We start from the raw sequence: 14,601 nt of genomic DNA, 5'->3' as shown, positions 1-14,601 counted from the left end.
ACATCTGCGTATGTTGGCAGAAAGGAAGAGGACATGTATGTGGGAAAAACAGCTGGTGATAGAGCCGCCGTATCATTTCGATCAAGTGCTTAGACGCTTATCAAGTGATCCATTAAAAGCAGTCGATTTGAGTCAAAGAGAAATCAAAGTGCCGATCAGATTGGAGCAAAAACCGTATGTGGTCATCGTTCAAGCTACTGGAACAATAGATGCGCCTATGTTCCGGGTGCGATCAAACGGCCCAGAGGAACCCCTTCTTTCTGAGGTAAAACGGATATTTGGCATGGAGCATCAATTACACATGATTCAAGACCATTTTTCTCAAACCAATTTAGCGCCCATTTTTGAGGAGCATATCGGAACGCCACTCATGCTGGATTTTCATTTATATCATTGTTTCATGAAATGCATCATTCATCAGCAGCTGAACCTTTCGTTTGCTTACGAGCTCACGAAACGATTTGTTCATACGTACGGCGAGCAAATAGAAGGTGTATGGTTTGATCCTTTACCAGAAACCATTGCCTCTCTTGAAACAGAGGATTTGAGAAAGCTGCAGTTTAGTCAGCGAAAAGCAGAATATGTTATCGATGTATCGAAACGAATTGTGAGCGGCTCTCTTTGTTTAGAGGAATTACACGATTTATCTGATCTGGAGGTAGAAGAGCGATTGCTTCCGATTAAAGGGATTGGACCTTGGACGGTTCAAAATGTGCTCATGAATGGGCTTGGAAGACCAAATCTCTTTCCAATGGCAGATATCGGCATTCAAAATGCAATCAAACAGCACTTCGACCTGCCTGAAAAACCGACAAAAGAAGAGATGGCAGTGCTAAGCAAGGAATGGACTCCATATTTAAGCTACGCTTCTCTATATTTATGGAGAAGCATTGAGACAGATAAATAAATGAAAGGCATTTTCTCTCTTTGTCCAAGACGTGATATACTAAGGAGATGGAATAAAATGAAGACAACCTATCAATGGTTTAAATAGAACGGAGAGAATAAAGTGAAAGAAAAACAGCAAGGTGCCCTTTTGCAAAAGGGACAGCAGTTCCCGCTTACCATTAAACGCCTTGGCATTAATGGAGAAGGGGTCGGTTATTTTAAAAAACAAGTGGTCTTTGTCCCAGGCGCGCTTCCAGGTGAGGAAGTGGTGGTTGAAGCAACGAATGTCCAAGCAAAATATGCAGAAGGTACGGTCAGGAAAGTGCGAAAGCGCTCTGAGCATCGAGTCAAACCGCCATGCCCAGTATACGAAGAGTGCGGCGGCTGTCAGCTTCAGCATTTGGCGTATGAGCAGCAGCTAAATGAAAAGCGTGATATTGTCATTCAATCAATGGAGCGCCATACAAAGCTATCGGTTGAAAAGCTTGATATTAGGCCAACGATCGGCATGGAAGACCCGTGGCATTACCGAAACAAAAGTCAGTTCCAAGTAGGACGTTCTCACAGCGGAGACATCATTGCAGGACTTTACGGACTGAATTCTCATAAGCTTGTACCGATCAAGGAATGTATCGTGCAGCATCCAAAAACAAACAAAACAACGGGCGTTGTCCGCAAAATTTTAGAGAAATTCGGCGTATCGGTCTACAATGAACGAACAAGAAAAGGCGACGTACGTTCGATTGTCGTGCGTGTCGGCTTTGAAACAGGGGAAGTACAGGTCGTTCTTGTCACATCAAAACCTGAATTTCCAAAGAAAAAAGAAATTGCCGAAGCCATTCAAAAACGTCTGCCTGAAGTGACGTCCATTATGCATAATATCAATGGCGAAAAAACATCAGTCATCTTCGGCCATAAAACATCTCACCTAGCTGGCAATATGGTCATCCAAGAATTTTTAGGAGACGTCTCTTTTGAACTAAGTGCACGTGCTTTCTTCCAATTGAATCCGAAGCAGACGCTAAAGCTTTACGATGAAGCGAAAAAAGCGGCCAAACTGACTGGCAAAGAAAAGGTCGTCGATGCGTATTGCGGCGTTGGAACCATTGGGATGTGGCTCTCAGATGGCGCAAAAGAAGTAAGAGGAATGGATGTCATCAAAGAATCAATCGATGATGCGAAGAAAAATGCCAAAAAACACGGCATGAAAAACGCAACCTATGTGACAGGAACAGCTGAACATTGGCTGCCAAAATGGGTCAAAGAAGGCTTCCGTCCTGACGTCATCGTCGTCGACCCGCCAAGAACAGGCTGCGAGCGCACCTTCTTAGACACCGTCAAACAAGTCAAAGCAAAACGCTTTGTCTACGTCTCTTGCAACCCATCCACACTAGCAAAAGACCTTGAATACATGTCAAAAGACTACAAAATCGAATACATGCAGCCAGTTGATATGTTCCCGCATACCGCGCATGTGGAGACAGTTGTATCAATGGTAAGAGTGTAAAAAGTGAAGTGAATAAACAGTCCGTGATTTGAATACTGGTGGCTAACTGGTAGGATGATCACGGATTTTTTTATCAACTGAGTAAATCAAGTTCATAAAATAGAGGAGGATAACGATGAGTCAATTTGAAATACTGACAAAATACATACCGATGCTTCACGAGGACCATATCGGAGAATGGGTGATCGATCAAGAAAATGATGGAACAGCTGAACGCCCAATCCAGATGCCCTTTGTGAATTATTCCGAAACGGTCCAACGCTTTCTTGATGATGTCTATACCTTTGCAGAACAGCATCAAGAAATGGAACTTACCCGCTATAGTGAAATCCTCTCAGAAAATGGAATTGAATGGGGATCGAACGATATGGAGCATGTGGACATCTCAAATTTAAATGCGCAGTGTGTACTTGCTCTCATCATGGGGGTTGTAAGAGCTGAGCGATTTAGTGAGGGAGCCATATTCAATTTCTTTAAAAGTGGTAACATGTTGAAGTGTCTTGAAAGATTAGATTGTTTGGACTAAGAGCGGTTTATTTCAATTATTGGAGTGATCATATGAAAAATAAAACAGATGCAGCCGATACTTTTCCTCCTATGAAAATAGAAGAAATTGATCAAATTTTATTATATGAACTTGATGCAATAAAAATTGAAAAAGAAGATGAACGTATAAAATTCATTTTACAAGATCCCTATTGTCCTGATAAAAGTCATATTCACAGTGTGTATGTCATTTATAAGAAGTCTATACTCAATTTACTTGAAGGTAGGATTCGTTCTATTCATAGTCATGAATTCATGAGTGCTAAGAAAAAAGATCGAACGATTTCTAAAGAAGATATAGAATATGTATTAGAGATGGCTACAGTTGTGGTTCTTGTAAGTAAAAATAATGGAGTAGTGACGAATTATTTTTATAGTGGAGACGGAGAAAGGTTAGATCGTATTTTTAATATATGCTTAGGTTATTCAACAGACTTACAAAAAGAGAATAAAGTAAGTTTGGAACGATTTATGAATGATATGAAGATTGTTGAGCAGATGGGATTGTTAGAAAAAATTTTAGGATAATGGGCAAAGCCTAGATTTTAGAGAAATCTAGGCTTTTTGCGCTTTTGAAAAATTTATTCAACTTCATCAAATGATTATGCAAATGAAAAACTTCTATTGACCTTCCCCTTAACTGAAGGGTTTATACTTTGATCAGATCAACAAAACGGAGGAGATCAGGATGTTCAAGATTGGCGATTTTTCTATGTTAAGTAAAGTCCCTGTCAAAACCTTAAGGTATTATGACCAAATCGATTTATTAAAGCCTAAACAGATCGATCAAGATTCTGGATACCGGTATTACTCAGCTGAGCAGCTGCTTGAGGTCAATCGGATTTTTCTATACAAGGAATTAGGCTTTACGTTAAAGCAAATGAGTCAGCTTCTTCGTGAAGATATTTCTGTCGACCAGATTCAGGGCATGTTTCTCTTGAAAGAGAGTGAGATTCAGCAATTGATCGAGAGAGAACAGCAGAAATTAGCGCGTATTAAGGAGCGGATGCACCTCATCAAACGAGAGGGGTGTGTTGAAAAAGAGCAGGAGGTCATCATCAAATCGGTTGAAAGCAAACACATCATGTCTTTTCAAGTCAACGGAACTGTTGACGAAATCCCATCATTCTTTGAAACGTTTCATCATTTGTTACAAAAACATCCGCAAGAATTGAACTCTGAGCCACAAATCGTGCTGTGGAGGGAATCACTTGCTAAAGAAAGTGAGTTCGAATTTCAGGTTGGGTATTCCGCTAAAGCGTTAAGGGGCTCTCTGCCTCAGGGAATTACGATGCGCACGTTACCAGCTGAAGAAACCATGGCGACGCTCCTATTTCATTCAGATTCTCCATTTGCACAATCTGCTTGTGTTGACCTGGCGACATGGATCGAAAATAACGGATACCGCGTGAAAGAAGATCAGCCTGGCAGAGAGATTTATTACCCATTGTCTGAAAATGAAGAAGGAAGACTCATTGAAATACAAATTCCTATAAAAAATGAAGTGTAAACATTGCCCAAAGGAGAAACGTCACGATGAAAAATAAAGCCGTTGTTTATTTACTTGCTTTAGCAGCCTTCTTAATCGGAACAATCGAATATATCATTACAGGGATTATTCAAATGGTCGCAGATGATTTACAGGTCACGACATCAGCTGCTGGTTTATTGGTCACATCCTTAGCGCTCTCAGCAGCAATCGGCGCACCGATTGTCATTGCACTAACCATCAATATCGACCGCAGAAAAATATTATCATGGATGCTGATCATTTTTACTTTAAGTAATATCCTCACAAGTGTCAGCCATTCGTTTGAAATGGTGCTGATGACAAGGATTTTACAAGGAATTAGTGGAGGGACGGCCATTGTGGTGGCAATGGCTGTGGCTACTCGTCTTGTCGAGCGAGAAAAAAGAGGAACAGCCATTGGCATCATTTTAATGGGATTAAGCAGTTCCTTGGTTTTAGGTGTGCCAATCGGGACATTTCTAAGCAGCATGATTGGATGGAAAGCATTATTTGCAGCCATTGGATTGATCACGCTCATTCCGCTGATTGTTGTATATAGGCGCATCCCTTCTATGAAAGAACAAGAACCGGTGACGCTAGGTATGCAGTTATCAATTTTAAAAGATAAGAGAATTTTGCTGGCAGTGGCAGTGACGCTATTCTATGTTGGGGGATATTCCACTTTATTTACCTATTTAACGCCCTTCCTGCAAGAATCAGCAAACCTTAGCATCACAGAAATCAGTGGCATTTTATTACTAGCGGGAATATGCAGCTTTTTGGGCTCCAGTCTTGGAGGGGTAGCAGCAGATAAAAAAGGCCCAACATTCACGATTTTCTCCGGAATTATTCTACAAATCATCATGCTTATGCTGCTAGCATTTGTGACAGGGAACCTCGTGGTCATGGTGGCGGTGATCATGATATGGATGATTGCAACATGGAGCACATCGCCAGCTCAGCAGCTATATCTTGTCACACTTGTACCTAAATCTCCTGATATCGCATTAAGTGTCAATACATCATTTATTCAATTCGGATTTGCTTTAGGCTCGGGGTTAGGAGGACTTGTACTAAGCAGGACATCTATATTGAACCTCAGCTGGATCAGCGCTGGAACGGTTCTTCTCGCTTTGCTCATGACCATCTTGATGGTGGCATTTGACCGAATCTCTCAGCAGAAGAGTTTGAAGGTGATGGAGCAAGGAAGGTAACATAGATTCACTAGTATTGAGGGAACTACTTATTTCGTTAGTTCCTTTTTGATTTGAAAAATGAACCAGTTGAGGAAGTTTATTTGCTACAATGGGAGTGAATATCCAAAGGTCTTTAAGCGTTAATAACAAATGACTCCAAAAAATAATGCCAAAAGTGTACTGCTAGACAGGAGAGAATACATAATGCCAATAAGTGAGAAGATCATCAATCGGAAAGGCGCTCGAAAGGGGAGTGACATTCCTCATGACGTCTTGATCCTTTTGAATCAGGGAGAGTTAGAGAGTGTCAATTTAACTGAATGGTTGGCTGTCAATCACGTGACTCTATTACAGCATGTTTTGCCGTCTATTGGTTTAGACAAACATTTAATCGATCTTTCAGCAGAAATCGCCAAACAAAAAGCGGAGTCAGGCATGAAAGCGATTCGTCTCATAGGTCATTTGTTAGATGGAGTGCTGCAGGAAGAAAATGAGGAGAAAAGAGTGGAAGTCATACAGGCATGCAGTCGTCACATATCTGATAGCGTCCGCTGCTGGGCTGCTTATATGAACAAACAGCATTCATCCTCTTTAGAAGAGAAACTAGCGTACATTCAGCCATTTGCAGCTGATCATCATTTTGGTGTACGCGAAATTGCTTGGATGTCAGTGAGAGAAAGTCTAAGTCAGCAGCTCGATCAAAGTATAGAATATTTAACAGAATGGACAAAAAGTGAGGATGAAAATATTCGTCGATTCTCTGTAGAGGCAATCCGTCCAAGAGGTGTATGGACAAAGCATATTGAGTTATTAAAACAGGAGCCAGAAAGAGCACTGCCAATTCTAAATCACCTCAAATCTGATCCATCAACATATGTTCAAGATTCTGTAGGAAACTGGCTGAATGACGCTAGTAAAACACAGCCTGATTGGGTACGAAATCTGTGCGAACAGTGGTCAAAGGATTCTAATACAAAAGCGACAAGCAGAATTGTTAAGAAAGCCAAGAGAACGATTGTGAAGGGGAATTTGTGAAAAAGAACATGAACTAAATTTCCTTTTTTGAGGGAATTTTTATCTAAATGATTCAGGAGAAATTCTTAGAGGTATGCAGGTATATTCTTCAGAATGGTATAAATTAAGTTTTGTTTGAGTCAAATATTGTTTTTGTAACCATTCAATAGAGCATATTAATTCTTCTGAATATCTATCTATAAAGAAAACAATATACAGAGAGAGTGAGTCGTACCATTGATGAATCAAGATACTTTTGCTGATTGGTTGAGAACTTATACAAATATAAAACCATACTCTATTGGAAGATACTCTAAAGCGATCGGCACTATATCCTCAGAATTAGGAGACTATGGATTACAGAAGATTAATTTATTTAATCTAACTGATGCTGCCTTTATCGATGAAATTCTTAGTAATCCAGAGTTCAAAAAGAAGAATGAAAAAGGACATAGGATGTATAGTGTAGCTTTAAATCATTTTAAAAAATACATTGAATATTATGATGATTCTGAGTTGCAAGCAGAGCTATTTAAAGAGGAGCAGGAGTTTGAAAAGTACCTAATAGGAGATTCTGCTGATGTCGGTAGAGCTGATATTGAGGATAAGCCAAGAGATAAGCCTGAACATAGGTTAGTGAAAAATAAAAAGGTATGGAGTAGAAATCCTAAATATGCAGTTTTAGCTGTTGCTGATGCAGATTATTTATGTGAGTTCGATAAACAGCATAATCATTTTATTTCTAAGTTTAATGGAGAGAATTATGTAGAGGCTCACCACTTGATACCGATGCAATATCAGGATCAATTTGATCACAGTTTAGACATCCATGCTAATATTGTTTCAATTTGTTTAGTCTGTCATAAGAAAATCCATTATGGACGATTTGAGGACAAGAAAGAAATATTAGATAAGCTATTTCACAATAGGAGAGAGAGACTTCTTAAAGGTGGAATTGATATAGAAATTTCACAGCTATACACGTATTATCAGGATTGAGAAATTTAAGGGAATTATAGCTGGCTTAAGATTACTACCTACATAAGGATTCTAATTGAGTATTTAGGACAAATTGATTATAGCCTGAGTAAAATCACTCAAAATGTCATTTGAAAGAATGAATTTCATTAGCTTTACTCAAAATAAAGCTTTACATCATCCATTATCATCATGTAAGATATGGAGAAATTAAAAGCGAAGAAAAGGACATGAGCCATTTTTACTGGTTATCAGAGAGGGAAGTCACGCTGAAATCTTCCTAACACAGAAAAGTTGTCTTACCACCTTTGAGCTGTATTGGGGAAATTACAGTATCCAATATCGTCTACGCCACGTTACGGCACCAGAGCCATAAAGCGAATACGCATTATGGGAATTTGGGTGGAACCACGGATCACACATTCGTCCCTCTATGAGGGATGGGTGTGTTTTTTTGTACACTCATATAGGATCATTGCTTTGAAAAGGACATGAGCAGCTTTTATCGGTTACCAGAGAGGGAAGTCACGCTGAAATCTTCCTAACGCAGAAAAGCTGTCTTACCACCTTTGAGCTGTATTGGGGAAAATTGCAGTATCCAATACCGTCAATGCCACGTTACGGCACCAGAGCCATAAAGCGAATACGCGTTATGGGAATTTGGGTGGAACCACGGATTACACATTCGTCCCTCTATGAGGGATGGGTGTGTTTTTTTATTTCAAAAAATAGGAAAGGTGTGTCATTTATGAGAGAAAACATGGTGAAGATTCAATTTCCAGATGGAAAGATAAAGGAGTTTCCAGCAGGTACGACTGTTGCAGATGTTGCCTCCCATATTAGTCCGAGCTTAAGAAAAAAAGCGGTGGCGGGAAAGGTCAATGATCAAATGGTTGATTTAAGTGAAAAGCTAAACAGCGATGTTGGGCTGTCTATTGTCACACTTGATTCAAAAGAAGGGGTTGAAGTGCTGCGCCATACATCTGCACACGTATTAGCCCAGGCTGTGAAAAGGTTATATGACAATGTCACACTGGGAATCGGACCTGTCATTGAAAATGGATTTTACTATGATATGAAGCTCGATCAAACATTAAGCGTAGAGGATTTAGCAGAAATTGAAAAAGAGATGAAAAATATCATAAATGAGAATCATCCTATCCAAAGAAAAGAGGTCTCTTACAAAGAAGCTGAAGCGCTGTTTGCACATGATCCATATAAGCTGGATATTTTAAAAGATCTGCCCTCTCAAGAAGCCATCACAGTTTATCAGCAAGGAGAATTTGTAGATTTATGCCGCGGGCCGCATGTACCTTCTACAGGGTACTTAAAGTCATTTAAACTAACACGTGTTGCAGGGGCTTATTGGCGGGGAGATAGCAATCAGGATGTCTTGCAGCGAGTGTATGGTGTAGCGTTTCAGCATCCAAATCATCTAGCTGATTATCTTCATTTCATGGAAGAAGCAAATAAACGTGATCACCGGAAATTAGGGAAACAGTTATCCCTCTTTATGTTTTCAGAAGAAGCGCCAGGCATGCCGTTTTATTTACCAAAAGGTCAGATTGTCAGAAATGAATTAATGGCCTTTTCAAGAGAAGTGCGAGGAAAAGCGCAATACGAAGAAGTGAGTACACCGTTTATGATGAACCAAGAGCTTTGGGAAAAGTCAGGGCACTGGGATCATTATCATGAAAATATGTATTTCTCAGAAGTAGACCATACAAGCTTTGCTTTAAAACCGATGAACTGTCCAGGGCATATGCTCATGTTCAAAAACAGCTTATATTCATACAGAGACCTTCCAATCAGAATGGCTGAGTTTGGTCAGGTGCATCGTCATGAATTTAGCGGAGCGTTAAATGGATTGTTCAGGGTCAGGACATTTTGCCAAGATGATGCTCACATTTTTTTAAGAGAAGATCAAATCGAAGCTGAAATCAAACGGATTTTCCAATTAGTTGATCATGTGTATCGGACATTTGGGTTTGAGTATTCAGTCGAGCTATCCACTCGTCCAGAAAAAGCCTTAGGGGATGATGCTATTTGGGAAATATCCGAAACAGCACTAAAAAATGTGCTTGATCGTCTAAAGGTCGACTACCAGCTAAATGAAGGAGATGGGGCATTTTATGGCCCGAAGATCGATTTTCATATTAAAGATGCCCTGCAGCGGAGCCATCAGTGCGCCACGATTCAGCTGGATTTTCAAATGCCTGAGAAATTTGATTTAACATATATCAATGAAAAAAATGAAAAGGTACGGCCAGTTGTGATTCACAGCGCCATTTTTGGTTCTCTAGATCGTTTCCTTGGCATTCTCATTGAGCATTTTGCGGGTGTCTTTCCATTATGGCTAGCACCAGTACAAGTACAAATCATCCCAGTCTCAACTGTTCACCTTGATCATTGCTTAGAGGTGCAGCAGCAATTAAGAAGTATCGGGATAAGAGCAACAATCGATGAGCGGGATGAAAAACTTGGCTATAAAATGAGAGAAGCACAAATGCAAAAAATCCCTTATATCGCTGTCATTGGCGATACAGAAATGCAAGACAACACACTAAATATTAGACAGCACGGAGAAAAGACTTCAAAGCAAATGTCTGTTGAGGACTTTAAACGTTTAGCAGCTGAGCAAATAAAAGACAGAACAGCTGCTCAAGAAATGATGTGAGGATTTCATTACGAAGTATGAGACGTCCATTGAATGATGGGCGTCTTTCCCTTTCCATTTCTGCAATGGAAAGGGAAAATATTGAAACATTTTTTCGGTAAAATCGTAATAAAGATAGAGCGTTTAACAGAAACCTTTAAAACGGAGAGGAGTATTACATGGAACAAGCTGCACTGAAAAAGATGAGGACAAAACAAGTAGTTATCTCTAATTTACTATTCGGCGTGATGATCTTGATTTTTTTTATTTTGATTCAAAAAGTTGAGATTCAATTTACATATTTCTTTCTTTGTTTAGGAATCTTCATGCTCCTTCAAGGCATTTACGGCTTGATCAAAAAAGGATCAACAAAGTCTTTCATTCCCATTTTTGAGCAGGTAGCCATTTATGAAAAAGAGAAATTGGGGAAAGAGTGGGAGAAGGAACAGAGAATGGAGAACATTTGGAAATTGATTTTGAGCGGGCTTATGTTCTTCCAATCATTTAGTTTACAAACAATACCAGATTCATTCTTTGAAATAGAACTTAAGTTTCTCATTTTCTTATTTGTTATGGCTCTAGCCCTTATCAATATAAGCATGCTCTTTCGCTTTAGAAAAATCGACCGGTCGACTGAAGCGCACGGATTAAAAGGCTTTACAAAGGAATCAAATATGCTGGCAATGGCATTAGGATTATTAACAGCGATCGTTATCTTCAGCTTTATCGTCATCTTTGTTCTTCCATAAGACTGAATCATTTTGAGGTGAAAAAAATGAATGCAAACATTCAACAACTGATCGATCAGACAAAGGCGAAATTTGGCTTAGAGCTTTACTATCTAAAAAGGCACAGTTTTCATCGTTACGTCAATATGTTCAATGAAACGGTGTATACATTGAATATGGAATGGTTTCCCACCCATGAAGCTGAACCAGAGGACGATGATCTAAACCCGGACGGCACAGCCGTGATTGACGTGAATTTGAATACAGGGCAGGTTGAAACAGTTATTTTTGTCATGGATAAAACCTTCGCGAAGAATGGTGTCACATTTAAAAGCCCTTATCCAGCTCATGCCATTCAATGGATTGAACAAGAAACAGGGTTGATTGATGGTGAGCATTTTCACATGCATCAAAAGGAGAAAGGGGAACTTTTTTTCGAAGAATCAATAGATGGTGTGAAAGTGACGCCTTCAGGTAGAATCGAGGTGAAATGGGATGAACATGGGCAGCTCATTCACTTTATACATCGAGGGCCATTTATGGCAAAAAAACGACTAAGAGCTGAAGAATATGTGCTTTCCATTGATAGGATCGAGGATTTAACTCAGCAGCAAGTGCAGCGGTTTGATTGGCCCTCCTTCGAGCAGAATCGAATCCGCCCTATATTTGCGTTAGAAGAAATTTATGTCAAGAATGATGGGACAGGAACGGTACCATTTGAAATTGGGCGTGAAGAAACACATTGTATACACATGAATCAGGTCATGGAGTGGAATGAACCTTTAACCAAAGCCTTTGAAAAAAAGGAAGTCAATATAAACGAGGACATTACTGCTGAACAAGCCTTCTCACTGGAGCCTTCACCAGATACATTCCCGATCTCAAAAGAAGAGCAAGCGGAGTGTATCAAAGCGGTTCGCACCTTTTTGGCGCAAAAATATTCAAAGGATACAGGGAAGTGGGTGCTTAAAACACTCCACCGTGATCATGGCTATATCGAAGCGATATTAAAAACGAATGAGCAAGAAGGCTGTGGATTTATGGATAAGATCAAGGTCTTCATTGATGCCAACACTTTTGAAGCCATTAATTACATAGATAAAAAAGAGATGTTTCAAGTATGCGGGATACTCAATCCATCTCAATCAGCTAGTGAAATCACCATATCTCAGAAAGAAGCCTTTGAAACATTGAAAGAACGCCTCGAACTTACACCCATCTATGTCTATGACGATGTGCAAAAAAAATATGTTTTATGCGGCAAGCTTGACTGTCATGATGGCGTTGATGCAGTGAGCGGCGAAGTATTCTCTTTGACAGACCTTTCATAACTTCTAAAAGAACAGTGAGCAGCTGTTCTTTTTTGGCCTATTTTCCTCTTTTTAGAATAAAAATGGAATTTTGTAGAAGGAAGTTGTCGTTTCATCACGAAAGAAACAGATAAGAATATGATCATAGGTCCATCGGTGGGAATTCGTATTTCATATAGTAAACGTCATACATATGGAAAACTCATGACAGTAAAGTTGATCTACAAATCTTTTAGAAGAAAAAATGACATTGTGTCTCTAGTAGTATGCGAAAATAGGCGGACTGAGATCATAGGGTGAGTTGAACATGTTTGTTTTAGGTAAGCTTAAAGCTATAAATAGAAGAAAGTGAGGATATCTAACTTGAGTACATTGGAAGTGTTTCGTCAGTTTTTGGTTGACCATTATCCTGCGTTACAAGATGAGCTTTGGTTGCAAGATGTTGATACCCTTCGAATCTCTCCTATTCTTCATCCTTTTCTGAAAAGCAAGCTGCCAGAAGGAATCGAAAAATTCACTTGTGTCCTATTCACGCAGCAGACAGATCAAACCGCTGCACCGCTCAAAGTCTACCTTCTATTAGATGAATATGAGCAATCGCTTTATGCTATTGATTTGATGAATGAACAAATAGCGCTTCATTAATACAGAAGCAAAAAGCTGCTTGAGAGAGCTCCTCAGCAGCTTTTTTTTTGGTGAATCTTAGTTTGTCATATCAACCAATCTTGAGTGCAAGTTGTCCACTTCTTTCTTTGTTGGAAAAGAGCTGATCAGCAGCGTAGACCGTCCTAATTGATTAGGAAGTTCAGTATCGGTCACAATCATATCAATCCCAAGTCGATCCATTGTCTGTTCATTTAATGTATTTTCTGGACTTGTGAAAATATGAATGAGAGGAGGCAATCTTAATTTAATTAAATCCGCAATAAACAAACTATGATTATAACCTAATGTTGAAATGACAAAAATGTTCAACACGTTTCTCCGATCCATTTCCAAATGAACAAGCCCCCTCCAGTTAGAAGTAATGATACGAATCAATTCTCGTTCATTTTTCACAAAAGAAGCAAGTATATCGTCTGTTTTTAACTCTTGGATGATATGAGTAATCCTCGAATAGAAGTAAGGAAGCTGTTTTTTTACCTCTGATAAATACCTCGATTTCTTTTTGAAAAGGAATCCATCTCTTACGGTAATTTCCCTAGAATACACATAATATTGGAGAAGAATCAGTGTCATCGCCTTGCGATTAGCCACCTCTTGATGAAATATCAACTCCAGTTGGTTGATAAAGGAATGAATGGCTTCGAAGAGGTGTGGTGTATGCGATTGAAAGAACGTCAATTTTTCTTCGACAGTTTCAATTGATTTATAATGGCCAATAGCTGGTTCAATCAATAGTAAAAAGACAAATTCGTGACGATCCAACGTAACACCAAAAGTGTCCTTTGTCATTTGGCAAACGTGTTCTTCCAAGTTTTTGATTTGATTATAGATACCTTTAGCTGTAGATGTTTGTTTTTCCTTATCCATTGAGTACCTATAATTGCGTCGTATTGAAAAATTTTTCCTCACTCGGTGTATGGAAACGGCGAGCCATAGGCAAAATTTATCTATCGCCACATCAGGTAGATTGACTTCGAGCACCTGAAATAGCTTTTGTAAAAAATCAACTGCATCTTGCTTTTGAATATCATCGAATGGCCAAAGCCTGCTTCCATAGACTTCAAACAAAAATTCCACAAAAAATTGACGAATCTCCTTCTCATTTCCATGGAACTGCATACTATCTGGTCGTAACTCAATGTCATACGAGATAAGAAGCGAATTGATTTTATGAATGGTGTTATACAATGTGGATCTACTGATATTCAGTATGTCCATCCATTCATAGAAAGACCTGTTTTGTTCAAAGAAAACGCCATCAATCAATCGAATTTCAATCGTATCTTTTAGAATTTCTTTGATATAGTAGTCGACTCGTATCGTCTGTGTATAACAAATGGATATGCCTTGTCTTGGCTTTATGTGGATTAACGGCTCTCCGTTCTCTGTTTGGAACGACTTCATTTGTTCTAAATCGCTTTGAATGGCACGAACCGAACCGATTTGTTCATTCGATATTTCTTGAAGGCTCCACCACTTATCTTTTGATACAAGCAGTTTTAAAATTTTTATCCATCTCTTTGATTTATTATCAATGAGCTCCATTAAACAACTAACTCCTTCCCTTGGCTTGCCTCTATATTATGAAGTTCACTTAAAGAA

Annotated in this window: 13 protein-coding genes and 2 other annotated features; of the genes, 12 read left to right on the top strand and 1 reads right to left on the bottom strand. The window is 39.2% G+C overall.

Going from position 1 to position 14,601, the window contains the following annotated elements; all coding sequences use genetic code 11:
• Positions 1–37 precede the first annotated feature (37 nt).
• From AMR95_RS02325 to AMR95_RS02270, 12 genes are all read left to right on the top strand, one after another.
• Positions 38–907 carry a DNA-3-methyladenine glycosylase family protein gene (locus AMR95_RS02325; protein WP_058837469.1) on the top strand — a complete coding sequence of 290 codons (870 nt, stop codon included), beginning with the start codon at positions 38–40 and terminating at the stop codon, positions 905–907.
• Positions 908–1,009: 102 nt separating this feature from the next.
• The gene (rlmD, locus tag AMR95_RS02320; protein ID WP_058837468.1) at positions 1,010–2,395 is read left to right on the top strand and encodes a 23S rRNA (uracil(1939)-C(5))-methyltransferase RlmD; all 1,386 of its coding nucleotides are present in this window, start codon (positions 1,010–1,012) and stop codon (positions 2,393–2,395) included.
• A 115-nt stretch (positions 2,396–2,510) separates the two neighbouring features.
• Positions 2,511–2,921: a DUF6508 domain-containing protein gene (locus tag AMR95_RS02315; protein WP_058837467.1), complete on the top strand. Its 411-nt coding sequence runs from the start codon at positions 2,511–2,513 to the stop codon at positions 2,919–2,921.
• Between the two features lie 32 nt (positions 2,922–2,953).
• Positions 2,954–3,469 carry a hypothetical protein gene (locus tag AMR95_RS02310; protein ID WP_058837466.1) on the top strand — a complete coding sequence of 172 codons (516 nt, stop codon included), beginning with the start codon at positions 2,954–2,956 and terminating at the stop codon, positions 3,467–3,469.
• Positions 3,470–3,629: 160 nt separating this feature from the next.
• Complete coding sequence (locus AMR95_RS02305; protein WP_058837465.1) at positions 3,630–4,451, top strand: MerR family transcriptional regulator; 822 nt, start codon at positions 3,630–3,632, stop codon at positions 4,449–4,451.
• Between the two features lie 26 nt (positions 4,452–4,477).
• Positions 4,478–5,665, top strand: coding sequence for an MFS transporter (locus AMR95_RS02300; protein WP_058837464.1), 1,188 nt, complete (start codon positions 4,478–4,480; stop codon positions 5,663–5,665).
• Positions 5,666–5,851: 186 nt separating this feature from the next.
• Positions 5,852–6,682 (top strand): DNA alkylation repair protein, encoded by an 831-nt coding sequence (locus AMR95_RS02295; protein WP_058837463.1) that lies wholly within the window; start codon positions 5,852–5,854, stop codon positions 6,680–6,682.
• A gap of 216 nt (positions 6,683–6,898) precedes the next feature.
• Positions 6,899–7,660, top strand: a complete 762-nt coding sequence (locus AMR95_RS02290; protein ID WP_058837462.1) for an HNH endonuclease — start codon at positions 6,899–6,901, stop codon at positions 7,658–7,660.
• Positions 7,661–7,849: 189 nt separating this feature from the next.
• Positions 7,850–8,073: a binding site (T-box leader), on the top strand.
• Positions 8,074–8,110: 37 nt separating this feature from the next.
• Positions 8,111–8,335 (top strand) — a binding site (T-box leader).
• A 52-nt stretch (positions 8,336–8,387) separates the two neighbouring features.
• A complete protein-coding gene (thrS, locus tag AMR95_RS02285) occupies positions 8,388–10,316 on the top strand; it encodes a threonine--tRNA ligase (RefSeq protein ID WP_082672193.1) in 1,929 nt (642 codons plus the stop codon).
• Positions 10,317–10,474: 158 nt separating this feature from the next.
• Positions 10,475–11,044 carry a hypothetical protein gene (locus AMR95_RS02280; protein WP_058837461.1) on the top strand — a complete coding sequence of 190 codons (570 nt, stop codon included), beginning with the start codon at positions 10,475–10,477 and terminating at the stop codon, positions 11,042–11,044.
• Positions 11,045–11,070: 26 nt separating this feature from the next.
• Positions 11,071–12,354, top strand: a complete 1,284-nt coding sequence (locus AMR95_RS19185) for a hypothetical protein (protein ID WP_058837460.1) — start codon at positions 11,071–11,073, stop codon at positions 12,352–12,354.
• A gap of 342 nt (positions 12,355–12,696) precedes the next feature.
• A complete protein-coding gene (locus AMR95_RS02270) occupies positions 12,697–12,978 on the top strand; it encodes a hypothetical protein (protein ID WP_039177194.1) in 282 nt (93 codons plus the stop codon).
• Between the two features lie 57 nt (positions 12,979–13,035).
• Here the strand turns inward: AMR95_RS02270 and AMR95_RS02265 are convergent, their stop codons facing one another.
• Positions 13,036–14,544 (bottom strand): helix-turn-helix domain-containing protein, encoded by a 1,509-nt coding sequence (locus AMR95_RS02265; RefSeq protein WP_058837459.1) that lies wholly within the window; start codon positions 14,542–14,544, stop codon positions 13,036–13,038.
• Positions 14,545–14,601 lie beyond the last annotated feature (57 nt).

Origin of the sequence: Bacillus sp. G1(2015b), assembly GCF_001482475.1 — a bacterium.
Taxonomy (GTDB): domain Bacteria; phylum Bacillota; class Bacilli; order Bacillales; family Bacillaceae; genus Bacillus; species Bacillus safensis.
Note: the sequence above shows the minus strand (reverse complement) of the source record. Positions and strands in the feature narration are given on the sequence as shown.